The organism is Paenibacillus paridis, from assembly GCF_006345825.1.
Lineage (GTDB): Bacteria > Bacillota > Bacilli > Paenibacillales > Paenibacillaceae > Pristimantibacillus > Pristimantibacillus paridis.
Genome location: NZ_VCIX01000064.1, coordinates 1 through 20,617 on the forward strand (window position 1 = coordinate 1; position 20,617 = coordinate 20,617).

Sequence of the window (20,617 nt, forward strand, 5' to 3'; positions counted from 1 at the left end):
CGATTCGAAGGAAGGCAGCGCGGTAGCGAACGAGACAGGCATCTTCTCTGGCGCGACTGTCACGAAGCCAGCCGACCCAACGAGAGCGGGTTATACATTCTCGGGCTGGTATCGCGAAGATTACTACGCAACAGAGTGGAACTTCACGATGGATACGGTAAGCGCAAATACAAATTTGTATGCGAAGTGGACGGCGATTCCGGTGTCGACGTACACGGTGACATTCGATTCGAAGGAAGGCAGCGCGGTAGCGAACGAGACAGGCATCTTCTCTGGCGCGACTGTTACGAAGCCAGCCGACCCAACGAGAGCGGGTTANATAACTACGCAACAGAGTGGAACTTCACGACGGATACGGTAAGCGCGAATACGACTTTGTATGCGAAGTGGTCGGCGATTCCGATGTCGACGTACACGGTAACGTTCGATTCGAAGGAAGGCAGTGCGGTAGCGAGCGCGGCCGGTATCCTCTCCGGAGCGACTGTAACGAAGCCATCCGATCCGACGAGATCGGGCTACACGTTCTCGGGCTGGTATCGCGAAGATTACTACGCAACAGAGTGGAACTTCACGATGGATACGGTAAGCGCGAATACGACTTTGTATGCGAAGTGGACGAAAGTTCCAAGCGGCGGCGTCGGTGGTGGAGGCTTAAGCGTTCCGGATAATGGCCCAGTCATCTCCGACAATGGAGAGTTGATGCTTCCTGGTGGTCGACCGGGAACGGTTAGCTTGAGCGATAACAAGATCACCATCGAGATTCCAGCCGGCGCGACGGACGCGAGTTTGCGAGTGACAGTCGAGACCTTGTTGGACACGGATGAATTGTTAAAGAATAAAGAAGTGCTGGTAAGCGAAGTCTTCGAAGTTTTGAAGAATGTCCCAGGTACCTTCAAGAGAAACATTACGTTGAAGCTAGCCTTCGATCCGACGAAGCTAGGCGACGGCGAGCGTGCTTCCATCTTCTACTATGATGAAGAGAAGAAAGAATGGATGGAGATTGGCGGCGTCGTAAGAGGCGGCTTCATTACCGCAGAGGTCAATCACTTTACAAAATTTGCCGTGTTAGCTGTAGGAGATACGGCGAAGCCGGTAATCGAATTCGGCGACATCGCCGGTCACTGGGCGGAGGAAGCGATTCGCCAAGGAGCTAGCCAAGGGATTATGACTGGTTATCCAGACGGAACGTTCAAGCCAAATTTCAAGGTTACGCGAGCTCAATTCGCCGTGATGCTAATGAATGCGATTAAGCCTGCAGGAGCAAAGGAGGAATTGGCCTTCGAGGATGCATCACAAATTCCTGCATGGGCTAAGAATGCCGTGGCGGAGGCTAAACAAGCTGGCATTATCAACGGTTATGACGATGGTACCTTCCGACCGAACGCTGAGATTACGCGAGTCGAGATGGCGGCGATGATCGTTAAGGCGCTAGATCTGACAGTCGAAGCGAATGCCGCGACCGGCTTCGCGGATAACAGTGAGATTCCGGCGTGGGCGAAGGGTGCGGTTGCTGCTCTCAAGGTGACCGGTTTGATGCAAGGAACGGGAGATAATCGGTTCGATTCCGAAGCTAAAGCAAGCCGAGCGGAAGCGGTGACGGTTCTCCTGCGAATGTTAGAGCAACAGAAAACAAAAGAATAAACCGGATTGATGAGAGACCCCTGTGCCCTATAGCACAGGGGTTTTGCAATTGTCACAAAATTGTAAAAGGGAATTGTCCAATTAAATCGAATATAATCGATTATATGGAATTTTTAATTTAGGCGTTTGGAGGCTTTGAATATGATTCGTAGTACCAAATATCTCATTCCCCCAGCGCGCAGATCTTTGGTGACTAGGCCGCAACTGACGCGCAAGCTTGAGGAAGGCATGGAGACCAAGTTGACTTTGCTATCGGCCCAAGCGGGCTACGGCAAAACGACAGCTTTAAGCGAATGGGCGAGGCAATGCCGAGCTTCGGTTGCCTGGGTCTCCCTGGATAAATACGATAACGATTGGGGCGCATTCTGGAGCTGCGTCTTAGCTTCCATACGAGAAAGACTGCCGCTGTTCGGGGAATCGATCGAATTCCTGCTTGAGCAAGAGTCTGCGGCTTCCATCGATTTCGCGGTATCAGCGTTTCTGAACGAGCTAAGCTCGATTCGCGGCGATTTTGTACTCATCCTGGACGATTATCACGTCATCGAGAATGCGTTCGTTAACGAGTCGATCCGATATATGCTTGAGCATCTGCCTCCGTACTTCCATCTCTATATCGCAAGCCGCACCGAGCTGTCTTTTCCCACGACCAGACTTCTTGCCAAGGGCGAGATCAACGTTATTCGAATAGAAGACATGCGATTCGCTTTGGAGGAGGGAGTAGTTTTCTTCCGAGAGATGACGAACTTATCGCTATCGATAAGGCAAATCTCTATGTTGTTTGAGCAGACGGAAGGTTGGGTAAGCGGACTTCAGCTTGCGGCTATCACGCTCAAACGAAGCAGCAATATCGCCGATACGATTCGCCAGTTCAGCGGCCGGCAGCGCCAAATCTCCGATTATCTATTGGAAGAAGTGTTCAGGCATCTGTCGGAATCCTCGCAGCAATTCCTGCTGGCTACCTCGGTTCTGAGCCGCATGAACGGGGAGCTGTGCGCGGCGGTGACGGGACAAGTCGACAGTCAGGTCCAACTGGAGCGGTTGGAGCAACTAAATTTGTTCATCATTCCGCTGGATGAGCAGCGCGATTGGTTCCGCTATCATCATCTGTTGTCCGAGTTCTTGCAGCAGCTGTGCGCTAGGGACTACCCGGAACTGTGGAGACTTTCCCATCATCGGGCTGCGTCCTGGCATGAGAACGAGGGGCTCTATGAAGAAGCGGTGGAGCATTATATTAGGACGGAACAGGCTGAAGATGCCGTCAGGATTATCGACCGCATCATGCCGGAACTCTTGCAATCAAGGAGTCACGTGGTTCGAAGATGGATTAACGCCTTGCCGGAGAGCAGCTTTGCACACAGGCCGATGTTCCAGCTGTATCGCATATCGCAGTTCCTGATGGATCGGGATTGGGAGCAAGGACTGCGTAAGGCCGAGCAAGCGGAGAGACGGTTCGAAGCCATGAAGGCGTCCATCCCTGAGCCGGAATGGAAGCAACTGATGGGCAATCTCTATTACTTACATGCACTCTTCTTCCGAATGCAGCAGAATATGCCGCGAGCCCTTCATTATTTTGAGCTGTTGGAGCATTATTTGCCAGAGGGGAGCAGCCTCCAGAAAGCCTCGACCAAACGTTATTTAGGTCACGAGGGATTCGGGGATCCGCTCTCGCTGACCGTCGATCTGCACGGGATGGAACAATTCCAGCTTAAGCTGATAACGATGTGGGGGAAGAAGCCGAACTATCCCTTTGTCGGCTACGCGTATCTATCCTATAGTTCGCTTATGCACGAGTGGAACCGGTTGGACGAGGCGGAGTCGTACATTGGACAAGCGCTCAGCCGAAGTGATCTTCGTGCCAACGTATGGACTTGGATTCATCTGGGCGTTGTGTCATCCCGACTCAAGCAGGCTCTCGGAAGAGAGGAGGAAGCTATCGAATCGCTTACCCATCTCGGTTCGAGCGTCGACTCGCCAGATCAGCCTATTATTTGGAAAAGAATCAAGGCGGAACAAGCCAGGCTGTATCTGCTTCAAGGGCAGCGTCAGAAGGCATACGATTGGCTCGAACAGAGTGGAATGTCGCATTCGGACGAAGTTTCGGCCCGGTATTTTGAAGAGTATCTAATAATGGTCAGGGTGATTGCGGGGAAAGGACGGATCGAGGATGCGCTGCAATTGTTCGAGAAGCTGGAGCGCCTTGCGGACAAGGAAAATCGTCTGCGAGAACGGATCAGGTTGAAGATCTTGCATAGCATGGTCCTTCGGCAATCCAAGGAGCCCCAAGCAGCCTTTGCACCGCTGGTTATTGCCTTGAGGCTCTCGGAACCGCTGGGCTACATCCGCAGCTTCCTTGATGAAGGCCCTCTGATGGTTGAGATGCTTGCCGAGCTTCTGAATCAGCAGCAAAAGACAGCATTGACATTGTTGCCCTCGAACTATATCCGTCTGCTTCTCAATGCTATGAACAGCGATTCGTCTCCAAAATCTTTGTCAGACGAGACTCTGACCGAGAAGGAAGAGAAGGTGTTTGAATTGCTTGCGGAGGGATTCATCTATAAGGAGATTGCCGATCAATTAAATGTCACTCGAGATACGGTGAAGTTCCATTTGAAGAACATTTATCGCAAGTTAAGGGTAGATAACCGGGCTGAGGCAATCATGTTAGCCAAGGGATATAGGAAACGAGTTTGAGCGATTGGCGTGTAAGCTTGAGAGCGGGGAATTTTAATGGATAAGCTTCGAATAGTTTAGCGCCCAAACAAGAACGCCTTGCGAAGGATGTCCCTACAACTTTTATAAAAACAATACTCATACAAAAGGGGGCTCTAATACTTGGACAGTGTTTAGCTCAGTTGAGCGTACACAAGCGAAGTTTATGGTAGATTTTAGTAAAATGCAACCTTGTTAGGAGCTCTACTACTGTCTACAGAATCGATATCCAGAACAAACAACATGACTCTATTTGAGGCTGCCTTCGGGTAGCCTCATTTTTTTATATCATTTTGGGGGTGGTTCATCATGGCCAAACGGAAACGGGAGATCACAGAAACAAAGATCGATCGATTTATTAGAGAAGGAAGAGGTTAAGGAACAAACAAATATTATCTTCCATGGCTTCGGATTCAGAATGTTCCCTCGGATGGCAGAGCCACTCGTGGTTTAGGCTGGACAACGGGCAGAAGGCATGAGCTTCTTTCAGATATAGAACGTGATTATTGCTATCTATTGGATTCTTCAGATAATTTGTCGGATATTCATGAGCAGTTCCCTATAGCTTCCGTTGGAAGAAACTAAGTTGATAGCAGAAAAAATAAGTGTAAAGCACCCTGGTGATTCGAAGACAGGCGTGGACATTGTAATGACAACTGATTTTCTTGTTACACATAAGGATAAGCACTACGCAAGAACGCTTAATCCATTTTCGGAATTAGAAAATGAGCGAACAATCGCAAAATTTGACATTGAGTGTGTTTACTGGGAAGAACGGCATGGTGCCCAAGACGGCCGGCCTCTCGCTATTCGGCGATCAGGCCAAGATCTCGACTTGAGCGAAGGAAGCAGTCGGACAGTCCGTGGAAGCGGGAATCGTGACCGGAAAGGACAAGGGCAATCACGCTTTATGCCGTTTCTCCTTGCGAGGATTAGTTAAGGTTCATATGAAGTTTGGGATTGTAGCGTTGGCCGGCAACCTACTAAAAATAGCAGGAAGCCACCTTGCTGCATAAGCAGAAACAAAAAAAGGCTGGACGGAAAACCTTTCGTTTTCACGCCCAACCTTTTTGTTATGGGTACTTATTGGACAGCCGCTCTTATTCGAAGTAAGCATTCGGGTGGTGTTGCCGCTATGGCAGATTGCAGGTATCAGGCCATTTCCCAAATGTTTAAATCCGTGATAGAGCCACTCGCATCTTCGGAATAGAACCCGAGATGGGAGAGGGTCAGCGGTTGATCGAGACGGTAAGAGATGGCGTAGTCGTCGTTAATGAACAGCTCGACACATTCGTTGCGTACAAAAAGGCGAAGCCGGAACTCCGTATTGTAAGCCAATGGCCATGGCTTGTGTGCTGCAATCTCAAGGACATTAGGCACACCCCAGCCGTTCTTCACATCCCCGAGCTCTAGGCGATTGTGCCGTACATTCAGAAACAGGCAGAACCGTCGCTCTCCCACAAAGATACCGACGCCCGCGCCCTCATTTACCGTTACTATGCATTCGATCACGCGGCCATCGCTCCAGTCCACGCTGCTTGGGGTCGGGGACGACGCATGTGGGAGGTCTCGCTCGATGCCTCCCGTGCTTCCCTGGTTATTGAAACTCAGCGTCCGATCGTCCTCTGACTGCCAGATCACGGATGGAAGCCGTCCGGGCTGACGGAGCACGCGGTACAAGGAGAACGAAATCCCGCTGCTCACCAACCCTCCTTTAACGGATTCACAGCCCTCCCAATATTCCAGCTTTAGCACCCATGGCTCGCGCTCGACGATCCGCTTGGGCAGGCCGACGCGGCCGTCAATATGGTCATTCCCCCAGAAATGATAGAAGAGATATCCGGATTCGTATGGAATCACACGGCCTACATAAGCCATCACGACATTGGCGTGATCGCGGATGCCGACCAGCATCGGATCCTCAGGCGGCAGACGGTAGGGGCCGTGCAGGTTCTCGGACACAACGTAGTAGGTCCCGCCGGACCGGGCCAGAGCCCGGTCGTCGTATCGCCAGCCGTGCTGCGTCACGGTTGAGAACATGACGTAATGTCGGCCGTTGAAGCTGAGGTGTTCGGGAACTTCGTAGTTGGGAAACAGATCCTCGGCTGTCCCAGGGGGCAGCGCCTCCCAGTAGATCCCGTCCATGGAAGTCATGACGCCGAGCACGCCGGCCTTCGCTTTCAGCTTCCGCTCCGCAGCGTGCGCGGTCAGAAAGCCGGTGTAGGGCGGCGGGGCATCCTGCAAGGCATTGACGATACCAAGCGAATCCCAGCGCGGCAATTCCTCGACACAATCATCGGGATCGTCCAAGTAATAGGCAGGGTCCGGCCGCAGCACAACGTCGTCGATACGTTCCCAGTTGTAGAGATCTTTGCTGCGGGCAAAACGAATTTGTTGATGGCCTGGGATGAGCTCCTCGGAGTAATTCAGGATGAAATCTTCACCAATTCGCTGTACCATGCCGGTGCCCAGCCAAGCGGCGTCCGGGTGCTTCTCCAGAACGGGACCATGCTCCTTCCAATGCAGCAGATCGGAGGAGACGGCCATACTGATTCCGTTCCAGCGTTCGGCTCCTGGTGTGATGCGGATATAGAACAGATGATAGCGGTTGTTGTGTGGCACGATCCAACAATCCCAAAGACGATCCTCCTGTGGTTTGTAGAGCATTTTCGATACAAACCTCCCTAATATACATATCTAAATACCAATATACCTATAACACGTACAAGTATAAATCATGTTGTTTTCGCTGTAAAGGTGGAATTGTAAGAGAGGAGCTCCCTGAGTGAAATAGGCGCCTTTTAGTGGAGAAAGCGCAACGTGGTGAATTTCGCTCAGGAAGTAGGGGCATCTTCATTAAATAATATTAGTAGGCGGGGCGGTGGATTGCCGCACCACGAGATGAGTGGGCAGCGTCAGTTTTTTTCTCTCCTGCAGAGGGTTGTCAATAATCGAGAGCAGCAGCCTGGCGGCTTCAATGCCCAGCTTGCTTTCCTGTTGGACGACGCAAGTAGGCGGGATCCGGGAGATACCGGAATGCTCGAAGTCGTCGCAGAGTACGACCGACAGCTGTTCGGGCACGCGGAGGCCCAAGTTCTCCGCCGCCTGCAACGTGGCTAGACCACTATATGTCGTGGCGGCGAACACGGCGGTGACAGTAGGGTTCTGCTTCAGAAAAGCCTGAATGCGCAAAGTCATTCGCTCAAGCTGGTCGCCTTGCTTCTCCCGCTGCTCTGGCGTCAGCTCAGGGTCCTCCGACTCGAAGCAGGCGAGACGCGGGCCGAACGGGTAGTGATTGGCGGATAACGCCCGCTCATAGCCGGCGATCCGCTCCTCCAGGCTAGTTGTGTTGCGGTCGTGAACCACGACGAATGCGATTTTCTGGTGCCCTAGCTCAATCAAATGGGACACAGCGTTGTAGGCGCCTCCGACATTATCCGAGCAGACGCAGTTGGTTTCCACTCCCCGCAAGTACCGGTCAATGACCACCACGGGAAATTTGTTCAGCGTCAGACGCAGAATCTCCTCGTTATAGGTCTCCCCGTCCACCGGAAAAATCATCACCCCGCGCACGCCCATACGGACGGAATCGACCAGCAGCTGGCGTTCCAACTCCTGTTCGTTACGTGTTGAGCGGACGATCAGCTGATAACCCTGTTCGGCCAGGTAATATTCCGCTCCCGTCAGAATGCTCGCTGACAGGCTGCTCTGCATATGCGGGGTGAGCAGTACGATTAGCTTCATTGTGGACACACCAGCTTCGGCAGCTTGGAGGGGGATGGCACGGTTCTCTTCGCCAACCACTTGCGAAATATAGGAGCCTTTGCCTTGTATGCGGTAGATGAGCCCTTCCTTCACCAGCTCTGACATCGCTTTTTTTACAGTAAAGCGGCTGACGTTAAATTTCTCGGCCAGCTCCAGCTCGGTCGGCAGTTGATCATCCGCTTGCCAGTGGAACTGCTGAATATTAGCCAATATATAATCTCTGATTTGTGAATAGAGGGGCGTACGTTTCGTGCTTCGTGTCATTCGAATGGTTCAACTCCAATACGTGGTTATTACTTTTTATTTTAGCACAGTTGTTCCTGCAAGACACATAAATATACCAATATACAACCTTAAAACCTTATCATAATAAATTAAACTAATCTCCGTACCTCCAAAAAACTTAAGCTTTACAAGGGGGGTGAATTATAATATATTTACAAGTGACAAAGGTATCTAAATATGAATAATTGGTATATAGGTATCTAAAAGAAGTTTGAGGAGTGAATTCAATGACAGCCACCCTGGAGCGCCGACTGAGAGATCTGCTCGGGCCGGAACCCAAGAGCTACTGGGAAGAGAAAATCACAGAAAAATACGGCTATTGGGGCGGGCGAATTTTGGCGCAGTTGAGCTTTGCCTACGAGATGTCTAAGGTAAACGACGGAAAATACGACGGGACAATTGAGAAAGCGCTTACAATTATTGAGGCGCATTTCGCCGAAGAAGGGGTCATCGGTAAGCCGGTCGTCCTCGCCGCCGAAGAACAGCTGATTGAGTTGGCCGAGCAAGCCAAAAGCTACGAAGTGTTGTGCGTCGCGCATGCCCATATCGACATGAACTGGATGTGGTCGTGGGACGAGACGGTTGCTGTGACGCTGGATACATTCCGGACGATGCTGAACCTGATGGATGAGTACCCTGAATTCACGTTCTCGCAATCGCAGGCGTCGATCTACCGAATCGTCGAGCAGTTTGCGCCGAACATGCTGGAGGAGATTAAGGGAAGAGTCAAGGAAGGGCGCTGGGAAGTGACGGCCTCCCACTGGGTGGAAGCGGACAAAAATATGCCGAGCGGCGAAAGCCTGTCCCGTCACATGCTCTACGCCAAGCGTTACCTGGCCGATTTGTTTGAGCTCGACATCGACAGCCTAAATCTGGACTTCGAGCCGGACACGTTCGGCCACAGTCTCAATGTGCCGGAGATTCTTGCCAATGGCGGCGTCAAATTTTTCTATCACTGCCGGGGGAACGAGGCGCCGATCTTCTATAATTGGGAAGCGCCTTCAGGCAAGTCCGTGCTCGTCTACCGCGAGCCGACTTGGTACAACGACAATATCCAATCGTCACTCGGTTCCTACGTACCGGACATTTGCCGCCAAACCGGGCTGAACACCTATTTGAAGGTATACGGCGTTGGCGATCACGGCGGCGGCCCGACGCGACGCGACCTGGAGCGGTTGATCGACATGAAGGAATGGCCGATCTATCCGCGCCTGAGGTTCGGGACGTATCGCGAGTTTTTTGCAATGGCCGAGAAGGTGGCGGAACGCTTCCCTGTCATCAGAGGAGAGCAGAACTTCGTATTCACCGGCTGTTACACGTCGCAGACGCGAATCAAAACAGCGAACCGGATGGGCGAAGCGGCGCTGAACGAAGCGGAAGCGTTCAATGCTGTTGCCCGAGTCGAGGCGAACGCTCATTATCCGAGCGAATCGTATGAGGAAGCTTGGCGCAACGTGCTTTTTAATCAATTTCACGATATTTTGCCAGGGTCTGGGGTTATCGAGACGCGCGAGCATGCGCTCGGACTGTTCCAGAATACGATGGCGATCGCTAATACGAACCGCAAGCTGGCGATGGAACGGATTGCTGCGGGGATCGACACGTCTGCACTGGCTGGCAACGACGATCGGCATAGTTTATCGGATGGGGCAGGAGCCGGCTACGGCTCGCGCGCGTTCCGGATTACCCAGGTCGAGCGGGGGCGCGGCAATGTCCGGATTGTGCATCTATTCAACTCGTCCGTCCACGAGCGCGAGGAGGTTGTCGAAATCGTGCTGTGGGACTGGAAAAGCCCGATAAAGGAGCTGATTGTTAAAGACAGCGCAAACAATCAAGTGCCGTACCAGGTGATTGACCAAGGATACAACGTATATTGGGGTCACGATTTTATCCGGATCCTGACGTTCGCTAAAGCGCCGGCGTGCGGCTATGCCACGTACACGGTCTCGGAAGGGGATGCGACAGTCGGCCCGTATCAAGCGACGGAGCCTCGCGTGGATCTGGAGGAGACGTACGTACTGGAGAACGATTTGCTGCAAGCGACATTCGATACCCGCAACGGTACCGTGCGCTCGGTCGTCAACAAGGCGACCGGCGAGCAGTTGATCGATCCGGCAAAGCCGGCCGGCGTGTTCCGTCTCATTCAGGAAGATCCTGAACGGGCCATGACCTCCTGGCGTGTCGGCCGTTATATGGAAGTCGAGAACCTGCATAACCGCTCGGTAAAGATCAAAAAGGGCGTATGGGGAGCACTGCGGCAAACTATGCATCTGGAAATCCGATTCGGACAATCACTGCTCCGCGCCTACGTATCGCTCGATCAGGGCAGTCCTTTCCTGAAATACGAGCTGGAATGCGACTGGCATGAGATCGGCCGGCCGGGCGACAGCGTGCCGCAGTTGAATTTCCATTGGCCGCTCGCCACTGCGATCAAAAGCTATCAATGTGATATCCCTTACGGGATTATCGAACGTGCCCCGTTGGCGCACGACGTGCCGGGCAACAGCTTCATGGTCGCCATCCCGGCTGACGAGACCGCACAATCTTCCGTCATGCTGGTAACGAATAACAAGTACGGCTTCCGCGGCACGGAGGATTCGCTCGCCGTCGCGCTAATTCGCAGCTCCTACGATCCGGATCTCCATCCGGAGTTAGGCAATCATCACCGTTCTTCCTTCGCGATTGGCGTACTGCCATCCGATCAGTTGGCCTGTGATAGGATCGAGACGGCCTATCGGTTCAACCATCCGTTTAACGTGCTATCGGGCACGGCCCATGCGGGCGAGCGGGCACTTGATACCGGTTTCCTCGAGCTACTAGACGGTACGGCGGCAGTGTCTGCCTTAAAGATGCCGGAGAAGGGTGACGGCAAGGCGTGGGTTGTCCGCGTGTACGAAACCGAGGGGGCGCCGACGACCGTCCGCCTGCAGGTAGCTGCTACGGTGACGGAAGCCTGGTTCGTGGATACGCTGGAGCGCAAGCTGCCAGATGGCGGAGTGGTGCGGTTGGAGGAGAGCGTGGTTGCCTTCGATTTGCCAGCGTACGGGTCGGCGGCGATCCGACTGCAGTTTGGTTGAAGCGGGCCTAACCAATAATTAATAAAAGGGGGGGACTTCTCTGGGCATACATGTACCCGAAGCGAACGAATGGAAGCTGCGGCCGACGAAGAAGAAGCTTTTCAGGCGCATCTGGGAAGCGCGCTTCATCTACCTGCTGATCGTTCCGACAATCGCGTACTTCATCATCTTTGCGTATCTCCCGTTTGTGGGTTTACAGATCGCGTTTAAGGACTTTCAGATTTTCAGAGGCATGTGGGAAAGTCCATGGGTAGGCTGGAAAAACTTCGTGGATGTGTTCCAATCGGCAAAGCTGCCGCAGGTGACGCTTAATACGATCGCTATCAGTTTGTATCGATTGGTGTTCGGATTTCCAGTGCCGATTCTGTTCGCACTGCTGCTGAATGAAATCAGGGTTCTATGGTTCAAACGGACTATTCAGACCGTTACTTATTTTCCGCACTTCCTTTCATGGGTCGTGTTCTCGGGCATCGTCTTTAACCTGCTCGGCCCGCTGGGCATCGTCAACCTGGTGCTGACGAACCTGGGCTTTGCGCCTGTCAATTTCCTGACGATGCCGGAATATTTCCGCTCCATCCTGGTTGTGACCGGGATCGCCAAGGAATTCGGCTGGGGCGCGATCATCTATATGGCTGCGCTCTCAGGAATTGATCCGCAGCAGTATGAAGCAGCCAAGATCGACGGCGCCGGCAAGCTGCGGCAGATCTGGCACGTGACACTGCCGGGCATCCGCTCGGTCATTGCGCTCATGCTCGTCCTGTCGCTGGGCGGCATTCTTGATGCAGGATTCGATCAGGTATTTATGATGTACAATGGCGCGGTTATGGGCGTCGCAGATATTATCGACACCTACGTCTATCGCCTGGGGCTAGAGGAGGCGCAGTATGAAATGGCGACGGTCTTCGGCTTGCTGAAAGGCATCATTGGCTTCACGCTGATCGTCACAGCCAACGCGATCATTCGCAGAATGGGGGAGAAGTCGCTGTGGTAACCGAATCCAACAACGAGAATACATCGTTTGATAACGATCTCCAGGTGTCGCTGGCCGGGAAGGGGCGGCTCGACCGCAATCCGTGGTGGGCGCAGACGATCATTCACGTGATTCTGATCGGGCTTGGCTTGATCACCTTGCTGCCAATGGTCAACGTGCTGGCGATTTCCCTGAGCGAAGGGTATGCGATTACACAAAATCCATTAATGCTGCTGCCTCACGAATTTACTCTGGAGGCTTACAAGTATATTTTTGGCACGCAGGTGCTGCTGAAGTCGTTCGCCATTACCGTCTATGTCACCGTCTTCGGCACCTTCCTGAATCTCGTGTTCACGATCACGGGCGCCTACGGCCTGTCGAAGACGCATATCCCCGGCTACAAGCTGCTGATGTGGATGATCGTCATCCCGATGCTGTTTGGGGCAGGGCTCATTCCCTTCTACCTGCTGCTTAAGAGCCTGCACATGCTCAACACGCTCTGGGTGCTGATCATTCCCGGGCTGGTGGCGCCGTTCAACCTTATTCTGATGCGTAACTTCTTCTGGAATATTCCGGAGAGCCTGGAGGAATCGGCTCGACTGGACGGAGCCTCTGAGCTCCAGGTGCTTTGGAAGCTGATTATCCCGCTGTCCAAACCAGTCATTGCGACGATCGGGCTGTTCTATGCTGTGGGACACTGGAATGACTTTTTCTCCGGTCTGTTCTTCATTAGCGACAATTCGAAGTGGCCGCTTCAGGTGGTCATGCGTTCAATCATCATCGATCAGAACATGATGAATATGGGCGGCGGCGCTATCCGGCCGGGGGACGCGGGCAAGATCATCGTTAGTCAGCAGAATATCAAGGCAGCGACCATTATTTTTGCGATTGTGCCGATTCTGATTGTGTATCCGTTTCTCCAGAAGTACTTTGTTAAGGGCATCATGCTCGGATCCGTAAAAGGCTGAACGCGTTGAATCTTCCCGAACGGGAATTTTCATAAAACCAATAATAAGGGGTGTACGATCCATGAAAAACAAAAAAATGGCCCTCGGCACGCTGGCGCTGCTGCTGTTGTCTTCGACGGTGCTGGGCTGCACCAGCAACAATGGGAACGGAGGTGCGGGCGCTGGAAAAGGAACACCTCCAGCAGAAAGTACGGTGGAGGGCGCCAAGCCGGAGGTTATCAAATTCTCCTACCTGCGTCCGACCTGGGGGCCGGCGACGTATGCGAAAGGCGGAGCGTACGAGAAAGAGCTGCTCAAGCAAGCGAATGCGGAGATTGAAGTGAGTATCATTCCTGTTATTGACTTCGACGCCAAAATCAACACGATTCTGGCCGGAGGCGATCTGCCGGACGTGCTGTGGGCGAACGGTCCCCTAATGGAACGGGATCGGGACTTACAGGAGCAGGGAGCGTTTCTGCCGATCGACGACTATCTGGAGAAGTATCCGGCGGTTAAGGACGCCGTGCCGGACGGCATTTGGGAGCAGCTGCGGGCGGCAGACGGCCATAGTTATTTTATTCCGAATCTGATTTACCCCATTACCCCGGCTCCTATCATGTACCGCCAAGACTGGTTCGAGAAGCTGGGCATCGCCGAGCCGAAGACGGTGGATGAATTGGTGGCGGCGCTGGAGGTCATCAAGAACAGCGATCCGGACGGCAATGGCAAGAACGATACGATTCCATTGACGGCTGGCTACGAGTGGTCGTTCAAGGATGTGGCGACGGCATGGGAGGTTTCGATGAACGGCTGGACGCCAGACCCGAACGACGGGAACCGGATCATTCCATCGATTGCCAACGAGAAGAACATCGATTTCTTCGTCTGGTTGCAGAGCTTGTACAGCAAAGGGCTGCTTGATCCGGAATTCAAGCTTAACAAAGAGCCAAATTTCGCCGAGGACAAATTTAATGCCGGGATGGCTGCCGTGATAGCGACGCCTTGGGTTAGTTATATCGAGAAGGTAACCAAGCTGCAGAAACTCGATCCGAATGCCAAGGTCGGCATCATGTCGCCGCTCGCAGGTCCGGATGGCACTCCCGGTGGGACGCGCTCGGTTTTCCCAGTGGACCGCGGCTTCTACATCTCTGCTAAGGCGAATGATCCGGACGGCATCTTCCGTTATCTGAACTGGACGCTGACGGAAGGCTCGGATTTCCGCCGCTACGGGGTCGAAGGAAAAACCTACAACGTGGTCGAAGGCAAGAAAGTTGTGATACCGAACGAGCAGCGCGAAGCAGGCTACAAAGGCGAGCAGATCGAGCCGTTGCGCTTCCTTGACCCGATCAGTGAGAAGCTGGATTGGGACAGCCTGCAACTGGATTACGAGGGCGCCGGCGTCGGCGATCAATTCGAGTATGTAAAAAGCAAGTTCGAGGAATACGCGCAGGTCGATTATCCGGACTGGCGGGATTACACAATCGCGTCGCCAGCTGACGCCGAGCTCGGCGCAAGGCTTTGGAACGATTACATGCAGCCGGTCGTGGACAGCGCCATCATCAGCAAATCTGCAACCAAGCAGTCGTGGCTGGATGCGCTGCAAAAATGGAGCAACGCCGGCGGCCAGAAAATTATCGACGAAGTTAACGGGCTGCAGATGAATAAGAACAAACCAGATTATGTGAACTAATCATGCGAGTTGAAAAAGGTCAGTTTTTAGCACCGAAAAGGTTGGAGGCAGGAGGAAATAAGGAGCTGAGCGTAGTGGAAGCTGCGTGAGCAACTGAAGTTCCGACTGCATTCAAGATTCGATGTTGAATACGCATCTCTGAGATGCTTCGTGATCACAAGCGGGCTTTTTGAACAATTTTTAATAGGAAAGTAGGCGTTGCTGCGACTACAAGTAAGGTGGCAAACAGCGAGGAAAGAGCAGGCCGGAGGGGAATTCACGATGATCTGCTCTTTTTTTGTTTTGTTTTGGTTACGCTTTCATAATCAAAATTAGAGAGGAATAATCGATGATGAGGGATGCAATGGCGATGATAGGTCGGAAAGGATTGAAAATTTCTCTTTCGTGCGTGCTTGTGTTTGCTGTGCTCATGAGCGAATGGGGGATGCTAGCTTGGCCCAGCCAGGCGGAAGCTGCAGTGCCTTCGATGGTTGTTACGCTGGATACCGCCGATTCGCTGAGCGGATGGAGTTCCTCCAATCCGCTGACGCTCGATTCGGCAGACAAGCAGGAAGGGACGGCCAGTCTGTCGATGACGGGTAGTCAGGTCGTTCAATTCCAGAAGGCGTTCGCCTCGCCGGTCGATTCCCAGATGTCGCTGCGGGATGGCGCACTGAAGTTCTGGTATTACGTGGACGATGTCTCGTTGTTGGACGGCACATACGGCCAGGTCGAACTGACGAGCTCCGGCGGCTCGGATGTGGACGAGCTCTACTGGGAGTTTACCGCGAAGGTGCTGTCGCAACTGAGCGACGGCTGGAATCTCGTCAGCTTGGCACTCGATGACGTCACGGGGACGCTGGGGGATCCCGATTTGGCGGCGATCGACTACTTCCGCATTTATTTTTTTAATACGCAGTCTCCCGTCGTAAAGCTGGACCATGTATATTTCGAGCAAAAGGCCGAGGGACTTTCGTCGCCGATCATCACCTTGGATACGGCTGATTCACTGAGCAGTTGGAGCTCCGGCAATCCGTTGACGCTGGATAGCGCGAACAAACGGGAAGGCACGGCGAGCCTATCCATGACGGGCAGCCAGACGATGCAATTCGAGAAGGCGTTTGCCACGCCGGTCGATTCAGGGCTGACCATGCGGTACGGGACGCTGAACTTCTGGTACTACGTGGACGACGTGTCCAAGCTGGTCGGCACGCACGGCCAGGTGGAGATATCCAGCTCCGGCAGCTATGATGTCGATGAGATTTCCTGGGACTTCGCTTTGCGGGTGCTGCCGCAGTTGAACGACGGCTGGAACTTCGTGACGCTGAAGCTGGACGGGACGAGCGACGTGCTGGGCAACCCCGATTTGGGAGCCATCGATTTCTTTCGGATTTATTTGTTCAATGCCCAGTCGCCGACCATAAAGCTCGATCACGTCTACTTCGAGCAGCGGCCCGCCTCTTCCGTCGACGTTACGCTGGATACCGCCGATTCGCTGAGCGGCTGGAGCTCCGCCAATCCGTTGACGCTGGATACCGCGAACAAGCGGGAAGGGACGGCCAGTCTGTCGATGGCGGGAAGCCAGGCGGTACAGTTCCAGAAGACTTTCTCCGCGCCGGTCGATTCTGGATTAAGGATGCAGTACGGTACGCTGAACTTCTGGTACTATGTGGACGATGTGTCGAAGCTGGAAGGGACGTATGGCCAGGTGGAACTGTCCAGCTCAGGCGGTCCGGACGTCGACGAGATTTCCTGGGACTTCGCATCACTCGTCCTGCCGCAGCTGAGCAACGGCTGGAATCTTGTGACGCTGAAGCTGGATTCAACCAGTGTTGTGCTGGGGCATCCCGATTTCGAGAAACTCGATTTTTTCCGAATTTTCTTCCTGAATGCGCAATCCCCCGTTGTTAAGCTGGATTATATTTTCTTAGAGCAGTTCAATCCGAACGCCGTGGTGCTGGACCGGGCGGACGCGTTGACAGGCTGGAGCTCCGCCAACACGCTCACGCTCGATACGACAGACAAGGCCGAGGGCCGGGCCAGCTTGAGCCGGAGCGGGAGCGGGACGGTGGAGTTTGAGAAAACGTTTGGTGCCCCCTTCGACGCGCTGGTTGCGCCGGACGCCGGAATGTTGCTGTTCTACTATTATATAGAGGATATTTCGAAACTGAGTGGAGCGACGGGAACCGTGGGCGTGTCCAGCTCAGGGTCCCTGTCGGCGGATGCGTATACTTGGGAGATGGCCGATGTGCTAAGCCAGGCTGCCGATGGCTGGCATCTCGTAGCCTTGAAGCTGGACGAAGCGGACGTCATTGGCTCTCCCGATCTTTCAGCTATTGATTATTTCCTGTTGGAGCTTAACAAGTCGTCCTCCGTTCTCTCGAAGCTTGATACCATTTATTTTGTCGAGCAGGAGGGTCTCCCACAGGAACATTACGCTGGCACCGGTACCGACATGCTGACGCTGGAGGTAACGAACGCCGAGGGCTCCGGCAACAAGTACGTCTACCAGAAAGTCGCGATGCCCGACTACAAGTTTCAACCCGGCGACTACATTGAATATGACCTGCGTCTGGACGGTCCCGTGAACGGGGCGGGCGGTCTCGACATTCTGGTACTCGAAGGCGGCAACTTTCGCGATACCGGATGGGTCGACCAGAACGGACTGAGCGGTCACGGCGGCTCCGCCAATCTGTCATCTTATGCCGACAACCAGTGGTATCACCGCAAGCTGAAGGTGCCGCTGTCCATGATCCGCAAGCACATTGATCAACTACTGCTCGTCGGCGAGAACGACAAGGGCGGGCTCGGCTACAGTACGGACTATAAAAATATTGTCGTAACCGATCGCTTGGGCAATTTGCGGTATTCGTTCTTTGCCGAAGTGGCGGACAAGAGTCTCGTCGGCGAGGCGTATAGCAGCGGCGTTACTGCGAGCGCTGTGACCGGCGGGCAGCCGGTTCATGCGCCGCAGGCGCAGGTGCGCAATACCACGTTTGCGGCACAGGATGTTGTGATCGCCGGCTTCGATGTAACCGATGTGCGCTACGGTGCCGACCCGACTGGCGTGTTGGACGCGACGGCGGCTTTCCGCCACGCGCTGAATGATTGCGCGATTGCGGGCGGAGGCGTTGTCTATGCACCGGATGGACAGTACAAGCTGCTCGGCAGCCTTCTCGTGCCGAATTCTTGCACGCTGAGAGGAGACTGGAAGCAGCCGACCGATAACGACAAGACCGTGGATGGCACGCTGCTGCTGGCCTATCCGGGACACGGAGACGAGCAGGCGCGCCCGTTCATCACGATGGGAACGTCAGCCGGCATACGCAACTTGTCCATCTTTTACCCTGAGCAGAAGATCGGAGAGATTGTGCCTTATCCCTATACCATCGATCTGACGACGCCGTCATCGGGAACGGCAATGAACCTGACGCTGGTCAATGCTTATCGGGGGCTGTTGACAGACAAACGGGTGAACGGCCTGCATTATATTCGCGACGTGTACGGCACGCCGCTGCAGACGGGCATGTATCTTGATTATGTGTATGATGTGGGCCGGGTAGAGGAGGTTGGGTTCTCGCCGGATTACTGGGCAGAGTCCGGCTTGGATGGCTCGCCAAGCGCGACGGCAATCTCCGCGTATACGCAGGGCGACAATGGTTCCGTCGGTATCGTCATCGCCCGTAACGACTGGGAGGTGCTGAACGGAGTCACTATTGACCGGTACGCCACCGGGATTCGATTCATCGGTACGAGTGGTTCATCCAACGGCAGCATCTATAACCTGACGATAAAAGATGCGCGAGTCGGCGTAGATGCAGAGGCTGTCAGCCTGATGGGCTGGCTCATCTCCGCCAGCTCGATTGAAGCGACAGCAGGACCGGAGCCGGTCGCTGTGCTGGCGTCGTCCGGCTTCGAGAAGACCAGCCTCCAGTTCAACAAGACAGCATTCAGCGGCTCGGGCAGTGCCGTTCGTCTGCTCGGCGACGGCTTGCTCAGCTTCGTGAACAGCAGCTTCGACAGCTGGGATACGGCAGGATGCGTGATCGAAGCGGAAGCGGGCAGCCTGCTCGTACAGGGCAGCGAGTTCGCTGCCGCGACCGGCGGAGCCCGGCACATGTGCCTGGGCAGCGGCGTATCGTCCGCCAGTCTGCTGAGCAATGACTACAACGGTTCAGCGGCCATCGATAACGCCAATCCGGCCAACAGCCAGATCGTGATCGATCAATCGCCGCGCACATATGAAGAGATCGATGGCGCGCCTTATGTCCGCTCTGTGCATCCGAAGCCAGCCGAGACGGGGACAGGCGACATGTTCGACGTGTCGGCCAGCCCGTATCATGCTGCAGCCGACGGAGTGACGGACGACACCGCGGCGATTCAGGATGCGTTGGATGAAGCGGGTGCAAACGGCGGCGGGACGGTATACTTGCCAGCCGGCAAATACCGGGTAGACGGCCATCTGGAGGTACCGGCCGGGGTCGAGCTGCGCGGCGCGCAGGATGTGCCGTTTCATACGATGAGCCACGGTACGGTGCTGTACGCCTATGTAGCCGGCGATGCCGGGAATGCAGCCGGAACGCCTTTTATTAAATTGAACTCGGATGGAGTATTGGGAGGCTCTGGTATCCGCGGCATACTGATCTGGTATCCCGAGCAGGATATCGACAGCGTCAAGGCGTACCCTTGGGCCATTCAAAGCCAGGGACCGGATTGCTGGATCATCTACACGAACGTCTCCAACGCCTACCAGGGCGTCGATTTCGGCACTTACAACAACAACGGCCACGTGATTGACTATTTATCCGGCGCCGGTCTGAAGACCGGTCTGTTCGCCGGGAATACGACGACCGAGGGCTGGGTCGAGAACGTGCATTTCAACCCGACGTATTGGACGGGCGACGAGAAACTTCTCAACTCGCCGACGGGTGCGGAGACGTTGACGAAGATCTGGCCTTGGCAGAAGGCAAACGGGACGAGCTTTGTTTTCGGGGCGGTGGCTAATGGCTATGTTAGCGAAACGTTCGTCTTCGGTGCTAACGATGGGATGCGATTCATCGAGCAGCCGGGCCTCGGCAGTTTTCACGGCACCGTGCTGAATCATGGCACAGATGGCTCCAAAAACGGCGTCAGATTCAGCTCCTTGGATACGCATGGCGTGTCGTTCATTAATTTGGAGACAGTGCAATACGACAACGGCCATTTCGTCGTCGTAGATGATACGGTGTCCGGAAGCGCGCCAATCCGTCTATTCAACACGAACCACTGGACGAACCCGACGGTAGGCTACGATATTCGTGGCGGCGATGTGCTGCTGCAGCAAGGGCATTTTGTCGATGGGGGGGTTCATGCGATCAAGGTGGCAGGCGGGACACTCGATGTGCAGACGAGTTATTTTGCCACCGGGATGGCAACCATCGTCGATAACGCCGGCGGCGCCGTCAGCGTCACGGGCAGCGCCGCCGCCGGAGGAGTCACCGTATCGGGTACGGTGGCGCAGGATGGAAATGTGAGCAGGTAAAGCAACAGCGTGAGGTTGGAAAAGGGTGAGTTC

General features: G+C 54.2%; 11 protein-coding genes. 9 read left to right on the plus strand and 2 right to left on the minus strand.

What is annotated here, in order from left to right; translation table 11 throughout:
• The first annotated feature begins 40 nt into the window (after positions 1-40).
• The 4 genes from FJQ58_RS02245 to FJQ58_RS32815 all read left to right on the plus strand — a co-directional run bounded on the left by FJQ58_RS02245 (position 41) and on the right by FJQ58_RS32815 (position 5,290).
• Positions 41-361: an InlB B-repeat-containing protein gene (locus tag FJQ58_RS02245; protein ID WP_476641267.1), complete on the plus strand. Its 321-nt coding sequence runs from the start codon at positions 41-43 to the stop codon at positions 359-361.
• Positions 362-375: 14 nt separating this feature from the next.
• Positions 376-1,641, plus strand: a complete 1,266-nt coding sequence (locus FJQ58_RS02250) for an S-layer homology domain-containing protein (RefSeq protein WP_162341263.1) — start codon at positions 376-378, stop codon at positions 1,639-1,641.
• A 141-nt stretch (positions 1,642-1,782) separates the two neighbouring features.
• The gene (locus tag FJQ58_RS02255; protein ID WP_139990814.1) at positions 1,783-4,332 is read left to right on the plus strand and encodes a winged helix-turn-helix domain-containing protein; all 2,550 of its coding nucleotides are present in this window, start codon (positions 1,783-1,785) and stop codon (positions 4,330-4,332) included.
• A 667-nt stretch (positions 4,333-4,999) separates the two neighbouring features.
• A complete protein-coding gene (locus tag FJQ58_RS32815; RefSeq protein ID WP_338016118.1) occupies positions 5,000-5,290 on the plus strand; it encodes a TnsA endonuclease N-terminal domain-containing protein in 291 nt (96 codons plus the stop codon).
• A gap of 212 nt (positions 5,291-5,502) precedes the next feature.
• On the opposite strand, the gene FJQ58_RS02265 is transcribed toward FJQ58_RS32815, so the two are convergent.
• Both FJQ58_RS02265 and FJQ58_RS02270 read right to left on the minus strand, forming a co-directional pair.
• Entirely contained in the window at positions 5,503-7,017 is a 1,515-nt protein-coding gene (locus FJQ58_RS02265; RefSeq protein WP_139990815.1) for a GH32 C-terminal domain-containing protein, read from the minus strand.
• A gap of 189 nt (positions 7,018-7,206) precedes the next feature.
• Positions 7,207-8,379, minus strand: a complete 1,173-nt coding sequence (locus FJQ58_RS02270; RefSeq protein WP_139990816.1) for a GntR family transcriptional regulator — start codon at positions 8,377-8,379, stop codon at positions 7,207-7,209.
• A 248-nt stretch (positions 8,380-8,627) separates the two neighbouring features.
• On the opposite strand from FJQ58_RS02270, the gene FJQ58_RS02275 reads away from it, so the two are divergent.
• From FJQ58_RS02275 to FJQ58_RS32820, 5 genes are all read left to right on the plus strand, one after another.
• Positions 8,628-11,477 carry an alpha-mannosidase gene (locus tag FJQ58_RS02275; protein WP_139990817.1) on the plus strand — a complete coding sequence of 950 codons (2,850 nt, stop codon included), beginning with the start codon at positions 8,628-8,630 and terminating at the stop codon, positions 11,475-11,477.
• Positions 11,478-11,745: 268 nt separating this feature from the next.
• Positions 11,746-12,468, plus strand: coding sequence for an ABC transporter permease (locus FJQ58_RS02280; RefSeq protein ID WP_238403738.1), 723 nt, complete (start codon positions 11,746-11,748; stop codon positions 12,466-12,468).
• Positions 12,462-13,415 carry a carbohydrate ABC transporter permease gene (locus FJQ58_RS02285; protein WP_139990819.1) on the plus strand — a complete coding sequence of 318 codons (954 nt, stop codon included), beginning with the start codon at positions 12,462-12,464 and terminating at the stop codon, positions 13,413-13,415. The genes FJQ58_RS02280 and FJQ58_RS02285 overlap by 7 nt, the downstream gene beginning before the upstream one ends.
• Before the next feature lie 118 nt (positions 13,416-13,533).
• The gene (locus tag FJQ58_RS02290) at positions 13,534-15,084 is read left to right on the plus strand and encodes a type 2 periplasmic-binding domain-containing protein (RefSeq protein ID WP_162341265.1); all 1,551 of its coding nucleotides are present in this window, start codon (positions 13,534-13,536) and stop codon (positions 15,082-15,084) included.
• Positions 15,085-15,412: 328 nt separating this feature from the next.
• Positions 15,413-20,584, plus strand: coding sequence for a glycosyl hydrolase family 28-related protein (locus FJQ58_RS32820; RefSeq protein WP_139990821.1), 5,172 nt, complete (start codon positions 15,413-15,415; stop codon positions 20,582-20,584).
• The last annotated feature ends 33 nt before the right edge of the window (positions 20,585-20,617 follow it).